The sequence below is a fragment of the Paenibacillus selenitireducens genome, from assembly GCF_002021565.1.
In the GTDB taxonomy this organism is placed as follows: domain Bacteria; phylum Bacillota; class Bacilli; order Paenibacillales; family Paenibacillaceae; genus Paenibacillus_K; species Paenibacillus_K selenitireducens.
Map to the genome: position 1 here is coordinate 125,911 of NZ_MSZX01000004.1, position 21,457 is coordinate 147,367.

20 protein-coding genes are annotated in these 21,457 nt (G+C 46.0%); all 20 read left to right on the forward strand.

What is annotated here, in order from left to right; all coding sequences use genetic code 11:
• The first annotated feature begins 67 nt into the window (after positions 1–67).
• The 20 genes from BVG16_RS11010 to glyS all read left to right on the forward strand — a co-directional run bounded on the left by BVG16_RS11010 (position 68) and on the right by glyS (position 21,448).
• Complete coding sequence (locus BVG16_RS11010) at positions 68–1,273, forward strand: exonuclease SbcCD subunit D (RefSeq protein ID WP_078498671.1); 1,206 nt, start codon at positions 68–70, stop codon at positions 1,271–1,273.
• Positions 1,270–4,740, forward strand: coding sequence for an SbcC/MukB-like Walker B domain-containing protein (locus BVG16_RS11015; protein ID WP_078498672.1), 3,471 nt, complete (start codon positions 1,270–1,272; stop codon positions 4,738–4,740). Before BVG16_RS11010 ends, BVG16_RS11015 begins: the two co-directional genes overlap by 4 nt.
• 652 nt (positions 4,741–5,392) lie before the next feature.
• Entirely contained in the window at positions 5,393–5,755 is a 363-nt protein-coding gene (locus BVG16_RS11020) for a histidine triad nucleotide-binding protein (protein WP_078498673.1), read from the forward strand.
• Positions 5,756–5,882: 127 nt separating this feature from the next.
• Positions 5,883–6,056 carry a 30S ribosomal protein S21 gene (gene rpsU / locus BVG16_RS11025; protein ID WP_005547957.1) on the forward strand — a complete coding sequence of 58 codons (174 nt, stop codon included), beginning with the start codon at positions 5,883–5,885 and terminating at the stop codon, positions 6,054–6,056.
• Positions 6,057–6,071: 15 nt separating this feature from the next.
• Positions 6,072–6,515, forward strand: coding sequence for a GatB/YqeY domain-containing protein (locus BVG16_RS11030; protein WP_078498674.1), 444 nt, complete (start codon positions 6,072–6,074; stop codon positions 6,513–6,515).
• 113 nt (positions 6,516–6,628) lie between these two features.
• Positions 6,629–8,005: an NfeD family protein gene (locus tag BVG16_RS11035; RefSeq protein ID WP_078498676.1), complete on the forward strand. Its 1,377-nt coding sequence runs from the start codon at positions 6,629–6,631 to the stop codon at positions 8,003–8,005.
• Between the two features lie 17 nt (positions 8,006–8,022).
• Complete coding sequence (floA, locus tag BVG16_RS11040) at positions 8,023–9,018, forward strand: flotillin-like protein FloA (RefSeq protein ID WP_078498677.1); 996 nt, start codon at positions 8,023–8,025, stop codon at positions 9,016–9,018.
• A gap of 3 nt (positions 9,019–9,021) precedes the next feature.
• Complete coding sequence (locus BVG16_RS11045) at positions 9,022–9,525, forward strand: hypothetical protein (RefSeq protein WP_078498679.1); 504 nt, start codon at positions 9,022–9,024, stop codon at positions 9,523–9,525.
• Positions 9,526–10,176: 651 nt separating this feature from the next.
• Positions 10,177–10,470 carry a sporulation protein YqfC gene (gene yqfC / locus BVG16_RS11050; RefSeq protein ID WP_078498681.1) on the forward strand — a complete coding sequence of 98 codons (294 nt, stop codon included), beginning with the start codon at positions 10,177–10,179 and terminating at the stop codon, positions 10,468–10,470.
• Positions 10,467–11,648, forward strand: coding sequence for a sporulation protein YqfD (gene yqfD / locus BVG16_RS11055; protein WP_078498683.1), 1,182 nt, complete (start codon positions 10,467–10,469; stop codon positions 11,646–11,648). Before yqfC ends, yqfD begins: the two co-directional genes overlap by 4 nt.
• Positions 11,649–11,663: 15 nt before the next feature.
• Positions 11,664–12,638, forward strand: a complete 975-nt coding sequence (locus BVG16_RS11060; protein ID WP_078498685.1) for a PhoH family protein — start codon at positions 11,664–11,666, stop codon at positions 12,636–12,638.
• A 14-nt stretch (positions 12,639–12,652) separates the two neighbouring features.
• The gene (locus BVG16_RS11065) at positions 12,653–14,887 is read left to right on the forward strand and encodes an HD family phosphohydrolase (protein WP_078498686.1); all 2,235 of its coding nucleotides are present in this window, start codon (positions 12,653–12,655) and stop codon (positions 14,885–14,887) included.
• A 12-nt stretch (positions 14,888–14,899) separates the two neighbouring features.
• Positions 14,900–15,397, forward strand: coding sequence for an rRNA maturation RNase YbeY (gene ybeY, locus BVG16_RS11070; protein WP_078498688.1), 498 nt, complete (start codon positions 14,900–14,902; stop codon positions 15,395–15,397).
• Positions 15,397–15,780 (forward strand): diacylglycerol kinase family protein, encoded by a 384-nt coding sequence (locus BVG16_RS11075; RefSeq protein ID WP_078498690.1) that lies wholly within the window; start codon positions 15,397–15,399, stop codon positions 15,778–15,780. Before ybeY ends, BVG16_RS11075 begins: the two co-directional genes overlap by 1 nt.
• Before the next feature lie 14 nt (positions 15,781–15,794).
• Positions 15,795–16,211, forward strand: a complete 417-nt coding sequence (gene cdd / locus BVG16_RS11080; protein WP_078498691.1) for a cytidine deaminase — start codon at positions 15,795–15,797, stop codon at positions 16,209–16,211.
• A gap of 26 nt (positions 16,212–16,237) precedes the next feature.
• The gene (era, locus tag BVG16_RS11085; RefSeq protein ID WP_078498692.1) at positions 16,238–17,143 is read left to right on the forward strand and encodes a GTPase Era; all 906 of its coding nucleotides are present in this window, start codon (positions 16,238–16,240) and stop codon (positions 17,141–17,143) included.
• Positions 17,144–17,266: 123 nt separating this feature from the next.
• A complete protein-coding gene (locus tag BVG16_RS11090; protein ID WP_078498693.1) occupies positions 17,267–17,407 on the forward strand; it encodes a YqzL family protein in 141 nt (46 codons plus the stop codon).
• A gap of 30 nt (positions 17,408–17,437) precedes the next feature.
• Positions 17,438–18,187, forward strand: coding sequence for a DNA repair protein RecO (gene recO, locus BVG16_RS11095; protein WP_078498695.1), 750 nt, complete (start codon positions 17,438–17,440; stop codon positions 18,185–18,187).
• Between the two features lie 302 nt (positions 18,188–18,489).
• Positions 18,490–19,368 carry a glycine--tRNA ligase subunit alpha gene (gene glyQ / locus BVG16_RS11100; protein ID WP_078498697.1) on the forward strand — a complete coding sequence of 293 codons (879 nt, stop codon included), beginning with the start codon at positions 18,490–18,492 and terminating at the stop codon, positions 19,366–19,368.
• Position 19,369: 1 nt separating this feature from the next.
• Positions 19,370–21,448, forward strand: a complete 2,079-nt coding sequence (glyS, locus tag BVG16_RS11105; protein ID WP_078498698.1) for a glycine--tRNA ligase subunit beta — start codon at positions 19,370–19,372, stop codon at positions 21,446–21,448.
• Positions 21,449–21,457: the final 9 nt, after the last annotated feature.

Consider the following 21,457-nt stretch of genomic DNA (forward strand, 5'->3'; position numbering starts at 1 on the left):
AGTGCATGGATAATAAGTGTAGATTGATAAAGAGTACATTGAATTGATTAGCAAGGGGGACGAACGGATGCGAATTTTGCATACCGCGGATTGGCATTTTGGACGAACATTGGAAGGGCGCAGTCGGTTGGAGGAGCAGGCTGCGTTCGTTGATGAACTCGTGCATATTGTAGAGGATCAGCAGATTGATCTGATCCTGCTGGCGGGCGATATTTACGATTCCGTGAATCCGCCAGCCGCAGCAGAGCAGCTATTCTTTGACGCGATGGCCAGGTTATCCGCGAACGGAGGTCGGCCCATTGCCGTCATCGCAGGCAATCATGATCAGCCTGAGCGACTTGCGGCGTCGAGTCCGCTCGTGGCTCGGGCGGGCATCAGCATCGTCGGTCTGCCGACCTCTGATGTGATGCGCTTTGACATTGCACGCACAGGCGAGCGCGCAGTCGTCGCTGGACTGCCGTATCCGTCAGAAGCTCGATTAGCCGAGCTTCTGACGGACGCGGATGCCGATGAATCCGGCATCCGCAGCGCGTACAGCGCGCGCGTCGGGCGTCTGCTGCGCCAGCAGGCGCAGCATTTCGCCCCGGACACGATCAATGTGGCGATGAGCCACATTTACGTGCTGGGGGGCGTTGAATCGGACTCGGAACGTCCGATTCAAGTCGGCGGTGCCTACACGGTAGACACCGCGGCCCTGAACATCGGCGCCCAGTACACGGCGCTAGGGCATCTTCACCGTCCGCAGCGCGTGAAGGGTGAAGGAATGATCCGTTATAGCGGATCACCGCTTGCCTATAGCTTCTCCGAAGCAGGACAGGCGAAGTCCGTCACCGTGTTTGACATTGCGCCTGGACAGATCGTGCAGCCTGAAGAGATTTTCTTGACCAGCGGGCGTCCGGTTGTTCGATGGCAAGCGCAAGGTGGCGTGGAAGAGGTGTTTCGCTGGCTGGAAGAGGGTCGTGATCCTCAGGCATGGATTGATCTGGAGATCCGAATGACCGAAGCGATGACGATGGAACAAATCCAAATTCTGCGTAAAGCGCATGACGGTATTGTTCATATCCGTCCGATCTACCCCGAGATGGAACAAGCGGATGTGCTCATGACGAATAAATCCGAGATGCCGATCGACGAGCTGTTCCGCCGTTTCTATCAACGCCAGACGGGCGGCGCAGAGCCAGACGCGTCGTTGGTTCGACTGTTTATGGAGCTCCTTGAAGGTACGGAATCAGATGCTGCACAGCCTGTTGCGAATGGAGGTGAGTCGGCATGAAACCCGTCCATTTGAAGTTAGCTGGGCTGCAGAGCTATCGTGAACCGCAAGAGATCGATTTTACCATGTTATGCGAGACAGGCTTATTCGGAATTTTCGGTCCGACAGGCAGCGGCAAATCAACGGTGTTGGATGCCATCACCTTAGCGATGTACGGAAAAGTCGAACGTGCCACCAATGGTACGCAAGGCATCATGAATATATCGGAGAACCAGCTGTCTGTTTCTTTTACATTTGAATTGCTCGCCGCAGCAGGACCTAAGCGATATCGGGTTGAACGGCGCTTCAAGCGCGTGAACGAGGTGTCGATTAGCAATACGGTAAGCCGGTTTATTGAGATCTCGGAAGAGGGAGAGATCGTCCTTGCGGACAAGCTAGCTGATGTTACGCGATGCGTGGAGGACATCATTGGATTAACCATTACAGACTTTACGCGTGCCGTCGTATTGCCACAAGGGAAATTTGCAGAGTTTCTAGCTCTCAAGGGGAGCGACCGCAGGCAAATGCTTCAGCGGTTATTTCATCTCGAGAAGTACGGCGATGATTTGAATATCAAATTAAGTCGTCGGTTGAAAGAGACAGATGTGCTTTTAAAAGAAATCGCTGCGGAGCAGCAAGGGCTGGGCGACGCATCGGAGTCTGCCTTACGGGAAGCGGAAATCGTGCTCGACACAGCACGTCAATTCGCAGAGGAACAACGTGTGAAGCGGAAGGAAGCCGAAGGGCAGCATGATCGACAGAAGCATCTTCGAGAATTGATGACAGAACGAAATGGATTGCTGACGAAGCAATTTGCTTTGAATGATAACGATCATGAGATCCAACAACTGGAACAGCTGTTGAAACGTTCGGAACTGGCACAGCGTTTGCTTCCGTTCGTAACAGAATATGAGCAATCTGTCCACATGGCGGCTGAACGGAAGACGCAGGCTGAGATCGCTCAAGCTGCACAACAAACCGCGCAGCATAAGGCGCAAGCATCAACAGAAGCCTGGGAACAGATTCAACAGGAGATGTCGGAACAAGAGCCAAAGCTGCTCGTCCGGTTGGATCATCTGGAGCAAGCGCGTACGTTGGAGCAAGAATGTGTGCAGTTGAAACGGGAGACAGATGATCTATTCGAACGACAGCAGCAATCGAAATCGAATCAAGCCGTGCTGACGGAACAATACACACACTTAAAGCAGCAAGCGGACAAGGCCGTCAAGCGGCAAGCAGAGTTAAAAGAAGCTTTAAAGCTTCATGAAGTGCGTCCAGAGTGGCGTGATCAAGTATATAAAGCCGATCGACTTCGGCAAACACTGCAGAATATAGCGCGCCAACATATGCAAGCGCAAGCAGAGCTTCAAGCCACAACAGAGGAGCTTGCGAAGCTGCAATCATCGGCATCACTCCAACGTGAATCAGAACAACTAATTCAAGAGCAAAGCCTGAAATGGCTCACAGACGGCCAAAAGCTTCTGGGCCAACTCCAGTCAGATCAGGCGCTCCTTGAAGAACTGCATGAAGCACTCATTCGTGAATCGTCACGTGTCCGAGACCTGCAGCGTGAGGAAGAGCTCAAGCATATCGCGGTCCGTCTCGCAGCGCAATTAGTCCAAGGCGAGCCTTGTCCTGTATGTGGTTCATCTACCCATGCTCAACCGCATGCGAATAGGGATTCATCCCGTATGCAAGAGGGGGAAGAATCGAGGATTGCAGAAGCGTTGGCGAATGTAGAACAAATCATTCATCAGTTGAATGATTTGCGGGTTCAATATCGTCATTTCATATTGCGATGGGAGACGATGCAGCAATCGCTTGATATCGATGCATCGGTTCAGCAGGGATTTGTAGAAGCGGCAGCAGCACATGCTACGATGGACGCATTGGATGCCGAACAGGTACTATCTAATCCTGGTATGGGATATACGATGTTTTCATCTGTAAAATCGGCGGTTGAACAATTGCAGCAGGACGGTTCTCGTCATGATCTGAAGCTTCATGAAATGGAACAATCCGTGAAACAACTGCGTGCGCGGATGTCCGAGCTGCATCGACAGAACACGGCACTGACAGCAGATCAACAAGCTAAAACGCAGCAGCGAATTCAACAAGAGCGTTCCGTGGAGACCCTTTCTGCTGAAATGAAGGTCATTGAGGATCAATGGCTTCAGGAACTGCCTCTTATTCGTGTGGAGCAATTGGATGAAATTCTAGTTGAGCTAAAAACAAAGGAAGAAAAGCTGCAAGATATTCAAGAGCGGTTAGAACGAAGTGTTCCATTTATCGAAGAAACCAATGATAAATTAACACGGCATCAACAGCAGCTGAATGAAGTGGAAAAAGATATGGTTCTTCTATCCGCCCAACTCGAAGGCAAGCAACAGCTGGCACAAGAAAAACAAGCTAGACTTCGTCAATGGATCGGGGAACAAGGATCAGCCCTTTCTGTTTTGAACATCATCCAAAGCGTCCAAGAAACATTAAGAACGCTTCGTTCTAAACATCAGACGCTTAAGAGTACCAATGACCAAGCTCAACAAGTGCTGCAAAAATCGACCCAGGAAGCGGCTACGGCGAAGCAAGCCTCTGTATCTGCCGAAGAGCGATTAGCGCAAGCGACGCTTGTGTGGGAGGAGCAGCGCCGTAACTCGATGTTCATGGACGCTTCAGAGGTGCGTGTGGCATGCATTTCAGAAGTGGATCGACAAATTCATGCGGAGAAGATTCAATCTCACCGAGAACTTCAGCAGAAGCTCGTTGTTCAGCTTCAACGATTAGATGAACAATTAGAAGGGCAGACGTTCACGGAAGAAGTGTGGCAAGCCTGTGTTCAGAACCTTCAAATGCAATTGCAGCAAGATGAAGAGGCGGTTCGATCCAAAGCAAAAGCAGAGCGTGATGTTGAAGAATTGAAGCGTAAAGCAGAGCGGTGGTCTGTACTAGAACAGAATCGTGTTATACAACAATCACAAATCGAACGGTTATCGCAACTGCAAGCTGTCTTTCGTGGGAATACCTTTGTAGAGTTCATTGCAGAGGAGCAGCTCATGCAGGTTAGTCGGTCTGCGTCAGACCGCTTAAGCTTCTTGACGAAGCAGCGTTATGCGTTAGAAGTGGATTCTGCTGGAGGTTTTGTGATTCGCGATGATGCGAATGGAGGCGTGCGGCGACCGGTATCAACCTTGTCAGGCGGGGAGACGTTCTTAACCTCGCTGGCACTTGCTTTGGCGCTATCCGCACAAATTCAATTGCAAGGTAAATATCCTTTACAGTTCTTTTTCCTCGATGAAGGATTCGGTACACTGGATCCTGAATTGTTGGATACGGTCATTACAGCATTGGAAAAATTACATTTGGATCGTTTAACGGTAGGGATCATTAGTCACGTACCGGAATTGCGTGCACGGTTGGCGAGGAAGCTTGTTGTGACGCCTGCGCAGCAATCGGGTGAGGGTTCGGTTATTTCGATAGAGACATTATGAGAAAAACCTCTATCGATGTCCTTTCAAAGATGAGCGACCCACAAGTTTTGCTTGCAAAACTTGCTTCTAAAGCAAGCTCTCTGTGTATAACGGACATGAGAGACCTTATTATTTGCTTTGCTCATTGATTATCCGTTGTTGCGGACACAGATACCCTTATTCCATTCGAATCATGAGGATATAGCTTAGGTTTAGCATGATAAGGGCGGCTGTGTCCGTTAACCCAACATTTTGAGTGCTTTTGGTCTAATTAAGGTCTCCTGTGTCCGTTCATTTCTCGCTCCGTTCCCTGCACCCAAATTTGATTTCGGCAATCTCTCGATAAGTAATAAAAGTTAGAAAGTTGGAAAACTGTTATACTCTGTGATACAACTCACAGAGTATGGCACAACCCGCTGTTATAATACACTTACCGACATCATATATGAGCACTTGTTAGAAGTATACGTCGACTCCTTCGATTGGAAGGAGCTCCAGCACTGGAAGTTGCATCTAGGACTCCGGCGTATATCTCTAACTAGTGCTCCCTTTTTTTTGTTAAAAACGGCTTCAATCGAAGTTTTTCTCATCTCGATTGGACTCTTGGCTATAAATTCTGTATGATGGATAATATGAATGATAAAGTAAACCATTTTTACAGGAGGTTGCCATAATGGATTGTATTTTTTGTAAAATTATCGAGGGCTCGATCCCATCCAAAAAAGTGTTCGAGAACGAACGTATTTTAGCCTTCTACGACATTCAACCTTCTGCGCCACAACATGTGCTTATTATTCCTAAAAAACATATTCCTACGATGAACGATGTTCAGACGGAAGATCTTGCTCTGATCGGTGAAATACATCAAGCAGCACAGCAAATCGCACGTGATTTAGGTATCGCAGAAGCAGGTTACCGCTTGATTAATAACTGTGGCAAAGACAGTGGTCAGGTTGTGTTCCATATTCACTATCATTTGCTTGGCGGCGAGAAGTTAGGCGCTTTAGTGGGTAGTGCATCGGTACATAATGACTAGGCTTGTAAGAAAAGTAGAAAAAGGAAATGGACTCATAGTTGACACCCTATTTCCTTTTCACATATAATGAAATTTGATGAACCGTGTTATCCGTCTTGGACGGTCTGGTCGGAGGGAGGGAAAACTGGTGTCTGAAACGAAAGTTCGCAAAAACGAAACAATTGATGCTGCTCTTCGTCGCTTTAAGCGCTCCATTGCTAAGGATGGTGTATTGGCTGAAGTGAAGAAACGTAAGCACTATGAAAAGCCGAGCGTTAAGCGCAAGAAAAAGTCCGAGGCTGCTCGCAAGAGAAAGTTTTAGGAGGATCTAACAACGATGAATTTAAGCGAACGATTGAACGAAGATATGAAGCAAGCGATGAAAAGTCAAGACAAGTTCAAACTCTCCACCATTCGAATGGTTCGTTCGGCGATAAAGAATCTTGAAATAGATTTGAAAAGAACTTTGAATGACGATGAAGTGCTTGAAATTCTAAGTCGTGAAATCAAACAGCGAAAAGATTCCCTCCAAGAGTTTAATAAGGCAGGTCGTGATGATCTTGCCGTCAACTTACATGCAGAAATCGAAATAATTAGTCAGTACCTTCCTGCCCAGCTTTCTGAAGAAGAAATTAAAGTAATTGTACAGCAGACCATCCAGGAAACCGGTGCTTCTTCAAAAGCCGATATGGGAAAAGTGATGAGCGCCTTGATGCCTAAGGTAAAAGGCCGCGCTGACGGTAAATTAGTGAACCAAGCGGTTCAACAATTTCTGCAATAAAAGCAAAACACCCCTAATTTTTAGGGGTGTTTTTTTATTTCTGAAACGAAATACTAAAATTTACGTATAATGTGAATAAGTAAGCGCTTGATAAGTTGAAGATGAAAGGAGGAATGGACTTGCATTCGTGGTTTAAGCGATTTGGACTAGCCTTCCTCATGGTTATGCCATTGTTGATGTTGGGGTGGAGCGGCATCGCTGATTTACAGGCGAACGCAGCTTCGAACAATCCTGCTCAGAAGCTTGTCGTTGTTGTTCCTGTGAAACAGAGCATAGAGTCAGGATTGGGACAGTTCGTTGAAAGAGCGATTCATAAGGCAGAAGACTTACATGCTTCGCTCATTGTATTGAATGTGAACACGCCAGGAGGGCGCGTTGATAGCGCGCTCGACATTGGGAATGTGATCATGTCGTCTACAGTTCCCACGTTAGCTTACGTGGAGAGTGAAGCCGCATCTGCAGGAAGTTATATCTCACTGAGTGCAGATCAAATTGTCATGAAACCGGGAAGTATGATTGGTGCTGCGGCATTGGTCGACGGGAGCGGGAAGCCTGTAGAGAATGCGAAGACGATTGCTGCATGGGCAAGTATGATGCGTTCGGTTGCCGAACAGAATCATCGGAATGGCGACATTGCTGAAGGGATGGTGGATAGCCAAAAGGTTGTCGAGCTGAAACCAATCCAGAAGGTTAAACAGCAGGGAGAAATTATTTCTTTATCGGCGAATGAGGCGTTGGCTGTTGGTTATGCCGATCATATCGCCAACACGTTAGAGGAGGCCGTCTCGTATGCAGGGATCGACAATCCCGTTATCGAGCATGTGAACCAGACGTTTTTCGAGAAGCTTGCTACATGGTTGACCCATCCCGTGATCGCGACCCTTTTATTATTTATGGGGATTGCCGGGGTAGCTATTGAAATGTTCGTACCAGGTTTCGGTATACCGGGTGTGATTGGTCTTCTCGGTTTTGGGTTGTACTTCTTCGGGAATTTTGTAGCTGGTTTTGCAGAGCAGGGATCGATTGTCTTGTTCGTACTTGGCATTGTGCTGCTTGTCTGCGAGGTATTCGTCCCAAGCTTCGGAATCTTAGGTATTTTGGGATCTCTATCCTTGATTGCAGGCGTTGTCATGGCAGCCTTTGATACGTCAGACGCGCTGCTATCGCTTGGGATTGCTTTTGTCGCTGCATTGATTGTTGTTGTGGTCGTGGCTCGGATCTTCAAGCATCGTGGGATCTGGAATCGCTTTATTCTGAAGGATAGTTTAACATCTGAACAAGGGTATTTATCCAGTGAAGACAAGAGCTATCTGCTTCATAAAGAAGGCGTCAGCTTAACGACGCTGCGTCCATCGGGCACTGTCGTCATTGATGATGAACATGTCGATGTCGTGACAGACGGCACCTTTATCGAAGCCAATCGACCGATTATTGTCGCGAAGATTGAGGGTACAAGAGTGGTTGTGCGTGAAAAATTGATTAAAAAATAGCGGAGGTTATGTGATTCATGGATCCATTGATTAGTGTATTATTAATTGCTGCAGTTGTTATTATTGTGCTCTCGGTGTTTTTGAGCTTCTTCCCGATCATGTTGTGGATTTCGGCGCTTGCTTCAGGGGTGCGTATCAGCATTATCACGCTTGTTGCGATGCGCTTGCGTCGTGTTACGCCGAGCCGGATTGTGAATCCAATGATCAAGGCAACCAAGGCTGGTTTAGGATTAACGATTAACCAGTTAGAGAGTCACTATCTAGCCGGGGGTAATGTAGACCGTGTTATTAACGCGTTAATTGCAGCACATCGTGCTAATATTCAACTGGAGTTCGAACGTGCCGCAGCGATTGACCTTGCTGGCCGTGATGTCTTGCAAGCTGTACAAATGAGTGTTAATCCGCGCGTGATTGAAACGCCGACTGTCGCAGCTGTTGCGAAAGACGGGATTGAAGTAAAGGTTAAGGCACGTGTGACGGTTCGTGCTAACATTGAGCGTTTAGTCGGGGGTGCTGGGGAAGAAACCATCATCGCTCGTGTAGGCGAGGGGATTGTAACGACAGTAGGTTCTAGTAATTCACACAAAGATGTATTAGAGAACCCGGACATGATCTCACGTACGGTATTAGGAAAGGGCTTAGACGCAGGTACTGCATTTGAGATCCTGTCTATCGATATTGCTGATGTTGATGTAGGTAAGAATATCGGTGCGCATTTGCAAACCGAGCAAGCTGAAGCCGATAAACGCATTGCCCAAGCAAAAGCGGAAGAACGCCGTGCGATGGCTGTAGCGCATGAGCAAGAGATGAAGGCGCTCGTCGTCGAGATGAAAGCTCGCGTCGTTGAAGCGGAATCTCAAGTACCTATTGCATTATCAGAGGCGTTGCGCAGTGGTCATTTAGGCGTGATGGATTATATGAACCTGAAAAATATTGAAGCTGATACGCAAATGCGCGGATCGATCGGGAAGTCGGGAGAGACTGGTCCTAGCGATTCGAAAGATGGAAGATAGCTTATGGAAATTAGTGAATTAATTGAGAAAATCATTCGGTTTTTCGTTCAAAGCCCGATTCTGGGCGTACTCATTCTGGGGCTCTTAGGTTCCTTTTTCGCCAAGAAAAAGAACGGGAATTCCAAGAACAGAATGCCGTCCTTCGGCGGTGATCGCGATCGTCCTTTTGCAACGGAGTCGTCGGATTCCGATCAACGAGATGAACGGGATGAAAAGAGAATTGGCAACGAGCCTTATCGTGGATTCGAACATACGTCGACGTCGGAATCATCGTATTCGGAGTTTGATCCTATGGCGTATGATTACGATTTGAATAACGAAGGATCGATGGAGCCTGAGCGTCGTCCAGAACGATTACGGATTGTGCCTGCTCCTGAACGTCCAGAATCGCGTTCTGAGCGCAATACGTTGGATTTGAATGTCACAAGATCAGAATTAGCCAAAAGCGTCGTATGGGCCGAAATATTAGGTCCTCCGCGTGCTAAGAAACCCTACGGCAGAAGATAACCTGCCTATCCCGCCCCCAGCGTGCTCTTTGAGTGCGTTGGGGGCTTTTCTTGATATTCAAGAATTGATAACTTTTCGAGAGATTTGCCGAAATCGAGTTAGGGTGCAGGGATCGGAGCGAGAATTGAACGGACACAGGAGACCTTAATTATGCCAAAAGTGCTCAAAATGCAGGGTGAACGGACACAGCAGCTCTTATCATACTAAACATAAGCTATATACTCATGATTCGAATGGAATAAGGGCATCTAGGTCCGCAAAACGGCTAATCTATGAGCATAGCAAACAATAAGGTCTCTCATGTCCGTTACACACAAAGAGCTTATATAATTTGTCAAGATTTCGTAAATCACTTATTTTCCTCCCCCACCTCCCACCGTTCTCGGGCGAGAACGGTTTTTTGCGTTCTTCCTCACCACAATAGAATTTATCAAAGTTTCGACGTATCGTAACTTTTAAAATTCTCCTTGGCGATAAAACTACTTCTCAACGCGTTCGCTCATCTTCGAATGGGCCTCGATAGAGGTTTTTCTCATAAATGAAGATCTCCCCGCATAATTTGTAAAGTACATGACATATACGAACTATCTATAAGAAATGGGATGCGCACGCAATTTACATAGCAACAATCGCAAGGGGGGCACTATCTTAATGCGTCGTTTTGCTCGCAAAATTCGGAAGATGACCACGGAAATGTTAGATCTACCGCAAGACGTCGTATTTGATTTGCCTCGAGTTACGATGATGGGCGATGTACAGGTACATATCGAAAATCATCGAGGGGTACGTCATTTTTCAGACGATCGATTAAGATTATCCGTCAGTACAGGTGAGATTGAATTGACAGGGAGCGACCTGATCATTCGTGCCATCTGGCCCGATGAAGTCATTGTCGAAGGCAAGATTACGGGGATTCAATATATGAGAACGGGGGAATCACGTTGAATAAACTCAATTCTTTTATTCAAGGTTATGTAAGTGTCGTTATTCGAGGTGAGCAACGGGAGCAGTTCGTTAATTTGGCGACGAAGAAGCGGCTGGAGATTTGGGATGTTCGCTTCCGGGGTGGACAAGGAATAACGATGAAGGTGCTGCTGCGTGATTTTTTCGAATTCCGTCCCTTATTAAAAGAGACAAGCTGCCGTGTGCATGTACAAGAGCGGTTCGGTCTGCCTTTTCAATTAAACAAGCTTGGTCGTCGCAAAGCGTTCATATCGGGCTTCTTCTTGTTTTTGCTCGGATTGTACGTGCTGTCTTCGCTTGTCTGGAAAGTGGACGTGCAAGGCAATGTGAGGCTCTCAGAAGACGAGATACTCAAGGCGGCTAGACAAGAAGGCATTTATGTCTTTCAATGGTCCTTCCGGTTGAAGAATCAAGAGGATTTATCGAAAAGGCTATCCCATAGCATTCCTGGGGTCACTTGGGTGGGGGTTGAGAAGCACGGCACGAATATCACAATACAAGTAGCAGAGGCTACAAAACCGGATGAGCGGGTCTTAAATAATCCGCGCCATTTGGTGGCGAAAGCAGATGCTGTCATAACGGATATTTACACGGAGCAGGGGCGGCCGCAGGTACGTAAGAATACTCGTGTCAAAAAGGGATCAATACTGATCTCCGGTATCATTGGCTCGGAACAGAACCCGCAAGTGGTCGTGGCGAGGGGGGATGTGAAAGGTCTCGTCTGGCATGAATATGAAGTAAGTGTTCCCTTGATTCAAAAGGAAAAAACGTATACAGGCGAGTGGAAGGAACGGAAATATCTAATCACGGGCGATCGAGCACTCCAATTGACGGGGTATGGAAAAATTCCTTTTGCCAAGTATGATATTGTAGAGGATCGAGAGGATGCAAAGGTAGGACCCTATCAACTTCCTGTAGGCATGATGACGGAGAAGCTGATGGAAGTACAATATATTGAACGTGAACTCTCCGAGACAGATGCTAAAAATGTTGGCTTGCAGCAGGCGAGATCCGATGTTCTTGTCAAAAATGGTCCAAATGCGCAAATTCAAGCGGAAAAAATTTTGCATCAGGAGATTAAGAATGGTAAAGTTTATTTGAACATACTTTTTGAAGTAGAGCAATGGATTACGGAAGAACTTCCGATTGTCCAACCATAAGGAGACTGAGGATTATTGCCTGATCAACACTTATATTCTGTCAAAATACCGTTGCAAAATGCGTCTGAAGGGCTCGCTCTTTTCGGCCCGCAGGATAAGTTCTTGAAGATTATTGAAGAACAAATTGAGGGACAGATTGGTTCGCGTGAAGCAGAGATTGTTATTCATGGCGGGCGCCGTGAAGTCGATTCATTGCAGCAATTGTTCGAAGTGCTGTTGCAGTTGGTTCGGAACGGGTACATATTAACAGACCGCGATGTGTTGTATGCATGTGAATTGGCAAAGGATTTGCGGACTGACCAGTTATTGGATTTGTATAAAGGTGAAATTACAACAACATTCCGTGGAAAACCAATCCGTGTGAAGACCATTGGTCAGAAGCATTATGTAACCACTATCAAGAAGCGGGATGTTGTGTTCGGCATAGGCCCTGCTGGAACAGGGAAAACTTACTTGGCTGTCGTGTTGGCAGTCGCTGCCCTCAAGGAAGGTTCTGTGAAACGCATTGTATTGACGCGGCCTGCTGTCGAAGCTGGAGAGAGTCTTGGATTTTTACCAGGCGATCTGCAAGAGAAAGTCGATCCATACTTGCGTCCGCTTTATGATGCGCTTTATGATGTCATGGGACCAGAACAAACCGCTAAAGCGCTAGAACGCGGATTAATTGAAATTGCGCCCTTAGCTTATATGCGTGGACGTACCTTGGATGATTCTTTTATTATATTGGACGAGGCTCAGAACACGACTGCAGAACAGATGAAGATGTTCTTAACACGTCTTGGATTTGGCTCCAAAATGGTGATTACCGGGGATGTCACACAGATTGACTTGCCTCGAGGCAAAAAATCAGGACTCGTCGAGGCATCCACGATCCTTCAGAACATTGAGGAGATCGGATTCGTACATTTTGCGGAGCAAGATGTTGTTCGTCATTCCTTAGTACAGAAGATTATAGTCGCATATCAGAAGGATTCCGAAAAACACGAATAGAGAGGACTGTCTCTATGTTCCAAAAAAAAATATCCTCCGCATGGGGGACCACATTTCAATACAAAATGACAGGATGGAAGTACAGCGTCGGCGTACGCTTTCTTCTGTTTTTGTTTTTAACGATTCTTTTTTATTTTAGTCTGGCGCCGCACTTGGTTCCGGAGAAATATAACATTAAGGTCGGCTTGCCAAGTGAGAAGCAAATCCTTGCCCCTGCGCAAGTTGCGAACAACAAGGCAACCTTAAAGGCCCAAGAGCAGGCCGCAGAGCAGGTTCAGCCGATTTATAAGATTGTTCCAATCCGTAATCAAGATATTACAGACGCCATCATGGCGCGAATTGAACAATTGAATCAAGATGATGCGATATCGTTCACCGAGAAAGTAGAGATTTATCGCAAAGATATCCCATTAATCCCGAATCAGTACATTGTCAATTTTATTAATAACAACAGATCCAATTATTCCGCAAGCTTATTGGATGAAATGCGTGCCAAAGTCACGGAGCAGGAATATAAGATTCCTGAAGAGACGTATATCAAAATCGCTAGATTGACGCCTGAAGACATTATTTCAATTAAAGAAACAGCGCGTACCATTGTGATCAAGTTGATGAATGATCAAATAACGGATGCCCAAACCGTACGCGCGAAGGTCGCAGAACAAGTGAATATTAGCTCGCTGAACAAGCGTGCTACTCGTGAAGTTGTGCAAGAACTCGTTCGGTTCGCTCTTACACCGAATAAATTCTATGACGAAGAAGGCACGAAGGAAGCCAAGGTACAAGCCCGTGAGAATACGCAAACGGTGTTTATTAAGCAAGGAGACATCGTGGTACACAAGGGTGAAATGATCACGCCGGAGTTATATCAGCTGCTTGGCGAATTGGATTTACTCACAACGGATGTGAACTATTGGCCGCAGTTCGGTGTCTTGATTATGTCCGTATTGTTCTCCCTAATGCTGTTCATGTTCATTAGACAGTCAGGCGGAACAGGGTTCAAATTCAATAATGCACAGCTATTAATGCTCGTGGTTATCTTTTTCTTGAATCTAGTGGCCATGCAAATCGTAGGTTTATGGCAGACCAAAGAAGCGTCCTATATTGGTTATATTGCGCCAGTCGCTATGGGTGTCATGCTCGTGACATTACTGCTCGATATGTCGCTTGCATTCATCAGTGCGTTCATCTTTAGTATTATTGCAAGCATTATATTCAATGTGGGGCAAGGTCAGATCTTTGATTTCCATTACGGATTTGTTGCAGCGGTCGTATCGTTCGCTTCGGTGTTCGCAATCCATCGTGCAAGCCAGCGATCCACGATATTGAAAGCCGGCATCATGATTTGCTTATTCGGTTCCCTATCGGTCGCGATGCTCGCGATGATCAATGGGGATTCATTTGTACAACGTGATGTGTTGTATGCGATTGGTTTTGCTTTTGCCAGCGGATTACTCACGGCGGTGTTCGTGGTAGGCTTGATGCCTTTCTTCGAGATCACATTCGGCATCTTATCTGCGCTGAAGCTTGTAGAACTGTCGAATCCGAATCATCCGTTGTTGCGTAAATTGCTAACGGAGACACCTGGTACGTATCATCATAGTGTCATGGTGGGGAATTTGTCGGAAGCTGCAGCAGAAGCCATTGGAGCCGATGGATTGTTATGTAGAGTAGGTTCTTTCTATCATGATATTGGGAAGACGAAACGACCAAGCTATTTCATCGAAAATCAAACCAATATTGAGAATCCGCATGACGCAATAGAACCGAAGCTTAGTAAATCCATTATTACGGCACATCCTCGGGATGGGGTAGAAATGCTCAAGGATTACAAAATTCCGAAGCCGATTCGTGATATCGCGGAGCAGCATCATGGAACAACATTCTTGAAGTTTTTCTATTACAAAGCGCTTAAACAAGCCGAAGAGCAAGGTGTTGAACCGGATTTCACAGAAGACGATTTCCGTTATCCAGGCCCGAAGGCGCAATCTAAAGAATCTGCGATTGTAGGCATCTCTGACTGCGTCGAAGCGGCGGTTCGTTCGCTCCGAAATCCTACGGTGGATCAGATTGAAGCAATGATTGCCAAGATTATTCGGGATCGCCTGGACGACTCGCAATATAACGAATGTGATTTAACGATGAAAGAATTAGATACAGTGGCTCATTCTTTGAAGGAAACAGTCATGGGGATTTTCCATTCCCGGATCGAATATCCGGATGAAGTAAAAGCGAAAACAAAATCGTAAGAGGTGTCATGCATGAGTGTGCATTTAGAGTGGAATAACGAACAAGAGCAAATGGAGATTTCGGAGCAATTGATTGAACGCTTGAATCAACTGCTGCAACTTACTGCCGAGATGGAAGGGATCACGGACGGTGAAGTCGAGTTAACGTTTGTGGATGATGAACAGATCCATGAGCTTAATCGGGATTATCGCGGGATTGATCGCCCTACCGATGTACTTTCCTTTGCGATGCATGAAGAATTGGATGAGGAATTAGATATTATTTATGAAGTGGAATCCGAAGATGATGCACCTCCATTTCATGATACGTTCGGAGATATTATTATTTCCGTCACGCGAGCGAAGGAGCAGAGCGAGGACTACGGTCACTCGTTAGAACGGGAATTAGGATTCTTGTTCGTACATGGGTTCTTGCATTTGCTTGGGTACGATCATCAGGATGAGCCTAGCGAGAAAGAAATGATGAGTAAACAGGAGTCCGTGCTTGCGCAAGCAGGACTGACACGATAATGAGTCCTACTCGATACTCAGAAAATCGGTTTAAAGTGGCGCTCACCGGTGTCCTTCAAGCAATTCGTGAAGAACGGCATATGCCTTTTCATATTGCAATGGGTATCCTCATGGTGATTGCAGGTTGGTTTTTTTCGATTTCGAAAGTCGAGTGGTTGGTCCTCTTGTTGACGATTGCATTGGTGATTACAACAGAATTGATGAATACAGCTATAGAGAGAACGGTTGATTTGGTAACGGAAGAAATTCATCCACTTGCCAAATCTGCCAAAGATATAGCCGCAGGCGCTGTCATCGTCACTGCGGCTTTTGCCGTCATCATAGGAATTATTATTTTCTATACGCCAGTGATGGATTGGCTTCAGCAAGTATGGAATCGATGAGAGGGTGGGTTCTGATGAAAGTGGATGGACAAGCGTTATTGCAACAAGCAGCACTTGCTCGTACGAAAGCCTATGTACCTTACTCGCATTTCCAAGTGGGTGCAGCCTTACTTGACAAAGACGGAAATATTCATCATGGTTGCAATGTAGAGAATGCCGCGTATGGACCGACGAATTGCGCAGAACGAACGGCAATGTTTCGTGCAATTGCAGACGGACATATACCTGGCAGCTTTCAAGCAATAGCCGTCATTGGGGATACGACAGAGCCGATCACGCCTTGTGGGGTGTGCCGTCAGGTTCTCGTGGAATTATGTGCGAGAGATATGCCCGTGTTTATGGGGAACCTAAAAGGAGACTGGAAACAAACCACCGTGGGTGCGTTGTTGCCTGGTGCGTTTGATCAGAGCAGTCTCGATGTAACATCTTAATTTTACTTACGAAATGGAGCAGCAGCATGCAAAAGTCAAAACAATTTAAATCCGGATTTGTTGCCATTATCGGTCGCCCGAATGTTGGGAAATCGACGCTTATGAATCAAGTGATCGGTCAGAAAATTGCAATTATGTCGGATAAGCCGCAAACTACGCGGAATAAAATTCATGGGGTATATACCTCCAATGATTCGCAAATTGTGTTCCTGGATACGCCAGGGATTCATAAGAGACAATCCAAGCTTGGTGATTACATGAATACCGTTGCCTTGAATACGTTAAATGAAGTCGAGGCTGTGTTATTCCTCGTGGATGTGGTTGAAGGGATTGGCGGCGGCGATAGATATATTATCGAACAATTGAAAAAGATTTCTACACCGGTATTCTTGGTGTTGAATAAAATTGACCAAGTTCATCCCGAAACATTGCTGCCGATTATCGTGGCGTATAAGGATCTGTATAATTTTGCTGAAATCGTACCGATCTCTGCGATGAACGGGAATAACGTGAATACTTTGTTAGAGCAAGTGTCGAAGTATCTCCCTCAAGGTCCGCAATACTATCCAGATGATCAAGTAACAGATCACCCGGAACAATTTGTGGTAGCCGAGCTGATTCGCGAGAAAATTTTGCATTTGACACGTGAAGAAATCCCTCATTCCATCGCTGTAGCGATTGAAGATATGAAGGTTCAGGAGAATGGCGTCGTCTATATTGGTGCTGTCATTTATGTGGAACGGGATTCTCAGAAGGGTATCGTGATCGGGAAGCAAGGTTCTCTACTGAAGGAAGTCGGTAAGCTTGCGCGCAGGGATATCGAGAACTTGCTTGGATCGCGGACATTCCTTGAGTTATGGGTAAAAGTGAAGAAAGACTGGCGCAACCAGGAGCGGATTTTGAAGGATCTCGGCTTCCGTCATGATGTATAGATATACCCGAAAATTCCAATTTTAGCAGATTCCCCAACCTCATCGAATCGGGATAGTTCTTCTGATTTCGTACATCCTATAAAGGAGGGCATAGTCACTTCCGAATAGAAAGGATGAATACGAATGCGAGATTTTTCGTGGAAGTATTTTGCGATGACGGGGGATGTCGATGCGTATATGCTATACAAAGAAGTGAACAGCCAGAACATCGAGACGGAGTTAGAGGACTCGGAAGAACCCGTTCAGGTTGACATGTCGGAATGATATTTTAGTGGAAATCATGGGGGATAAGATGTGCTTTATAGGGTGGAAGGAATTGTCATCCGCAGCATGGACTACGGTGAGGGGAATAAAATCATCACGGTATGTACCAAGACGCACGGTAAGGTAGGCGTTCTCGTTCGTGGCGCAAAAAAAGTAAAAAGCCGGCATGCCGCGATGACACAGTTATTTACTTACGGGGAGTTTATGTATTTCAAGTCAGGTCAAGGATTAGGCACGTTGAATCAAGGTGAGATTTTAGAATCTCACCATGTTTTACGAGAACAGCTTCATCTAACGGCCTATGCTTCTTACGCAGCTGAACTGTTAGACCGCGGCTTGGAAGAAGGTGAAGTTGGGGGCTATTTGTTCGAACAATTACATGCCTGTCTTCAGGCGCTCGAACAAGGGAAAGATCCCCAAATAACCATTCATTTATATGAAATGAAAATCTTACAATCCGCAGGATATAGTCCTGAGTTATTGACCTGTGTCTCTTGTGGGAGAGATGACGCACCTATGCTATTTAGCAGTCGATTGGGCGGTACATTATGTATTCATTGTCAGAATCGAGATCCAGCAGCCCTCGCGATTTCGGAAGGAACGCTGAAGTTGTTACGGTTATTTGATCGAATGGATATGCGTCGTCTAGGAAATATAGACGTCAAACCGGCAACCAAAGTGCAAATGAAGCAATGTATGCGTTCATTCTTGGATGTGCATTTAGGACTAAATCTTAAATCACAAAATTTCCTGGATCAGATGGACAAATATAATATTTAAAGTTATAATATATAGGATTATGACCTTTTAGGTTGAAAATGTGGTGGGAGAGAGTAATTCTAGATGTTGCGCGTGTGAAGCGAATCGGGGATGGTGAAAGCCCGGTCCAGCATGTGAATGAAAGGCACTTCCGATTAGAGCCACGATGATTATGAAAAGCGGATGAAGCAGGAATGCTTGATCAAGTAGGGTGGAACCGCGGGAAAATATACTCTCGTCCCTATGTCTGTACAACGGGCATGGGGAAGAGAGTTTTTTGTTGTACAGAGAGATAGAACTACATTGGTAAAGGAGCATGGAAAATGAACTTTCAGCAGATTATTTTGACCCTGCAAAATTTTTGGGCCGAACAAAAATGTATTGTTGTTCAGCCGTACGATGTGGAGAAAGGTGCGGGTACGCTCAATCCAATGACTTTCTTACGCAGCATTGGTCCTGAGCCTTGGAATGTGGCATATGTTGAGCCTTCACGCCGTCCTGCAGACGGACGCTATGGCGAGAACCCGAACCGGTTGTACCAGCATCACCAATTCCAAGTGATCATGAAGCCATCGCCGGATAATATCCAAGAGCTTTATTTAGAAAGCTTGAAACGTCTTGGTGTTGACCCGCTTGAACATGACATTCGTTTTGTTGAAGATAACTGGGAGCATCCAGGACTCGGTGCATGGGGATTAGGTTGGGAAGTATGGTTGGATGGTATGGAAGTGACGCAATTTACATATTTCCAACAAGTTGGAGGTATTGAGACGAATCCTGTAGCGGTTGAAATAACGTATGGATTAGAGCGCCTTGCTTCGTATATCCAAGCAAAAGAAAATGTGTTCGATTTGGAATGGGTAGAAGGCGTTTCCTATGGGGACGTATTCTTGCAGCCTGAATATGAACATTCGAAATATACATTTGAGACATCTGATGTTAAAATGCTATTCCAATTGTTTAACACGTATGAAGAGGAAGCGCGTAAGACGATGGATCAGAACCTTGTATTCCCGGCTTATGATTACGTGCTGAAATGTTCACACACGTTTAATTTATTGGATGCACGCGGCGCAATTAGTGTAACCGAAAGAACGGGATACATTACACGCGTACGTAACTTGGCTCGTCAAGTAGCAGCTACTTATTTAGCAGAGCGCGAGAAGCTAGGCTTCCCTATGCTGAAGAAAGGAGAGGTGTAAGATGACTAGAGACTTATTACTAGAGATCGGAATGGAAGAAGTACCTGCTCGCTTTCTTCGGAATGCCATGGAGCAATTGAAGGAACGTGTCGTGAAGTGGCTTACGGAATCTCGCATTGAGTTTGGCGACGTTCAGGCATATGCAACTCCACGCCGAATTGCAGTTCTTATTCATGCCGTTGCAGATAAGCAGCAAGACGTGAACGAAGAAGTGAAAGGACCTTCTCGTAAAATTGCACAAGATGAGAGCGGGAACTGGAGTAAGGCAGCTTTAGGTTTTGCACGCAGTCAAGGTGTTGAACTGGAGCAATTCTTCTTCAAAGAATTAGGCGGCGTAGAATATATCTATGCGAACAAAAGCAGCCAAGGTGTAGAAACTTCTTCGTTGCTCGCTGAAGGTCTGATGAATTGTATCTCGGCGATGAATTTCCCGAAAAATATGCGTTGGGGTGCTTATGATTTTAAATTTGTGCGTCCAATTCGCTGGTTAGTCGCTCTATTTGGTCAAGAGATTGTACCTTTAGAAATCTGCGGTGTTCATGCGGGGAATGTAACTCGCGGTCATCGGTTCTTAGGCCAAGAAACGATCGTCTCCTCACCTGCAGAATACGTAGATCGTCTACGCGAACAATTCGTTATTGCAGATGTGGAGGAACGTCAAAAGCTGATTTTAGATCAAATCCATGCGTTAGCTGAAGAGAAGCAATGGAAGATTGCGATCAAAGAGGATCTTTTGGAGGAAGTATTGTTCTTGGTAGAGTATCCGAATGCACTATTCGGAACTTTCGATCCGTCATTCTTGGAAATTCCTCAAGATGTCTTAATCACATCGATGCGTGAGCATCAACGTTACTTCCCGGTGCTTAATGCATCAGGTCAACTTCTACCTTTCTTTGTTACGGTTCGTAACGGGGATCGTCATGCTATCGAAACGGTTGCAAAAGGGAATGAAAAGGTATTGCGCGCACGCTTGTCCGATGCGAAATTCTTCTATCATGAAGATCAGAAATCTCCAATCGCTGATTTCCTTGCGAAGCTGGAGACGATCGTATTCCATGAAGAGTTAGGCACGGTAGGGGATAAAGTTCGCCGCATTCGTGCCATTTCAGATACGCTTGCTACGCGTCTTCAAGCAGATGCGGACACAACTGCATGGGTTAGCCGTGCAGCGGATGTATGCAAATTTGATCTGGTTACGCAAATGGTCTATGAATTCCCTGAACTTCAAGGCGTTATGGGTGAGGATTATGCGCGTAAAGCAGGGGAAGCCGAACAGGTTGCTGTGGCCATCAATGAGCACTATCAACCTCGATTCTCAGGCGATCAATCGCCGTCTTCCTTACCGGGTGCTATTGTAAGTATTGCGGATAAAATGGATACCATCGTAGGTTGTTTCTCGATCGGCATCATCCCGACGGGATCGCAGGATCCGTATGCATTGCGCCGCCAAGCAGCAGGCATCGTGCAAATTATGCTGGATCAAGGGTTATCTTTCACGTTAACTGAATTGTTCGATATGGCGATCGCTGTCCATGAGTCCAAACAATTGTTGAAACGAAGCCGTGATGAAATACGTAAAGACCTATATGACTTCTTTGCTCTTCGTGTCAAAAATGTCTTATCTGACAATGTCCGTTATGATGTTGTAGATGCGGTTATGGCGAGTGGTTATGATGATGTCGTATCGGTCGTACAACGCGGTACAGCATTAATGAAGGTTGTGAATGAGCAGCCTGACTTTAAAGTAACGGTCGAATCGTTCAACCGTGCATCGAATTTGGCTGCGAAAGCAGAAGATTTTACCATTGATGCTGGAAAATTTGTGGAAAGCGTTGAGCGTGATCTTTTCGATTGCTACAACGATGTCCATGCACATTATCAAGAATCTTTACAGACAGGCGATTATGCCAAAGCACTTCAAGACCTTAGCGGTTTAAAAGAAGCGATTACAGCATACTTCGACAAAGTCATGGTTATGGCTGAAGATCTCGATGTTCGTGCGAACCGATTGGCTCAATTACATGCTATTTCGGAAGATTTGAAGTCTTTTGCTGATTTTTCGAAAATCGTCTGGGCTTAAGTCGCAATG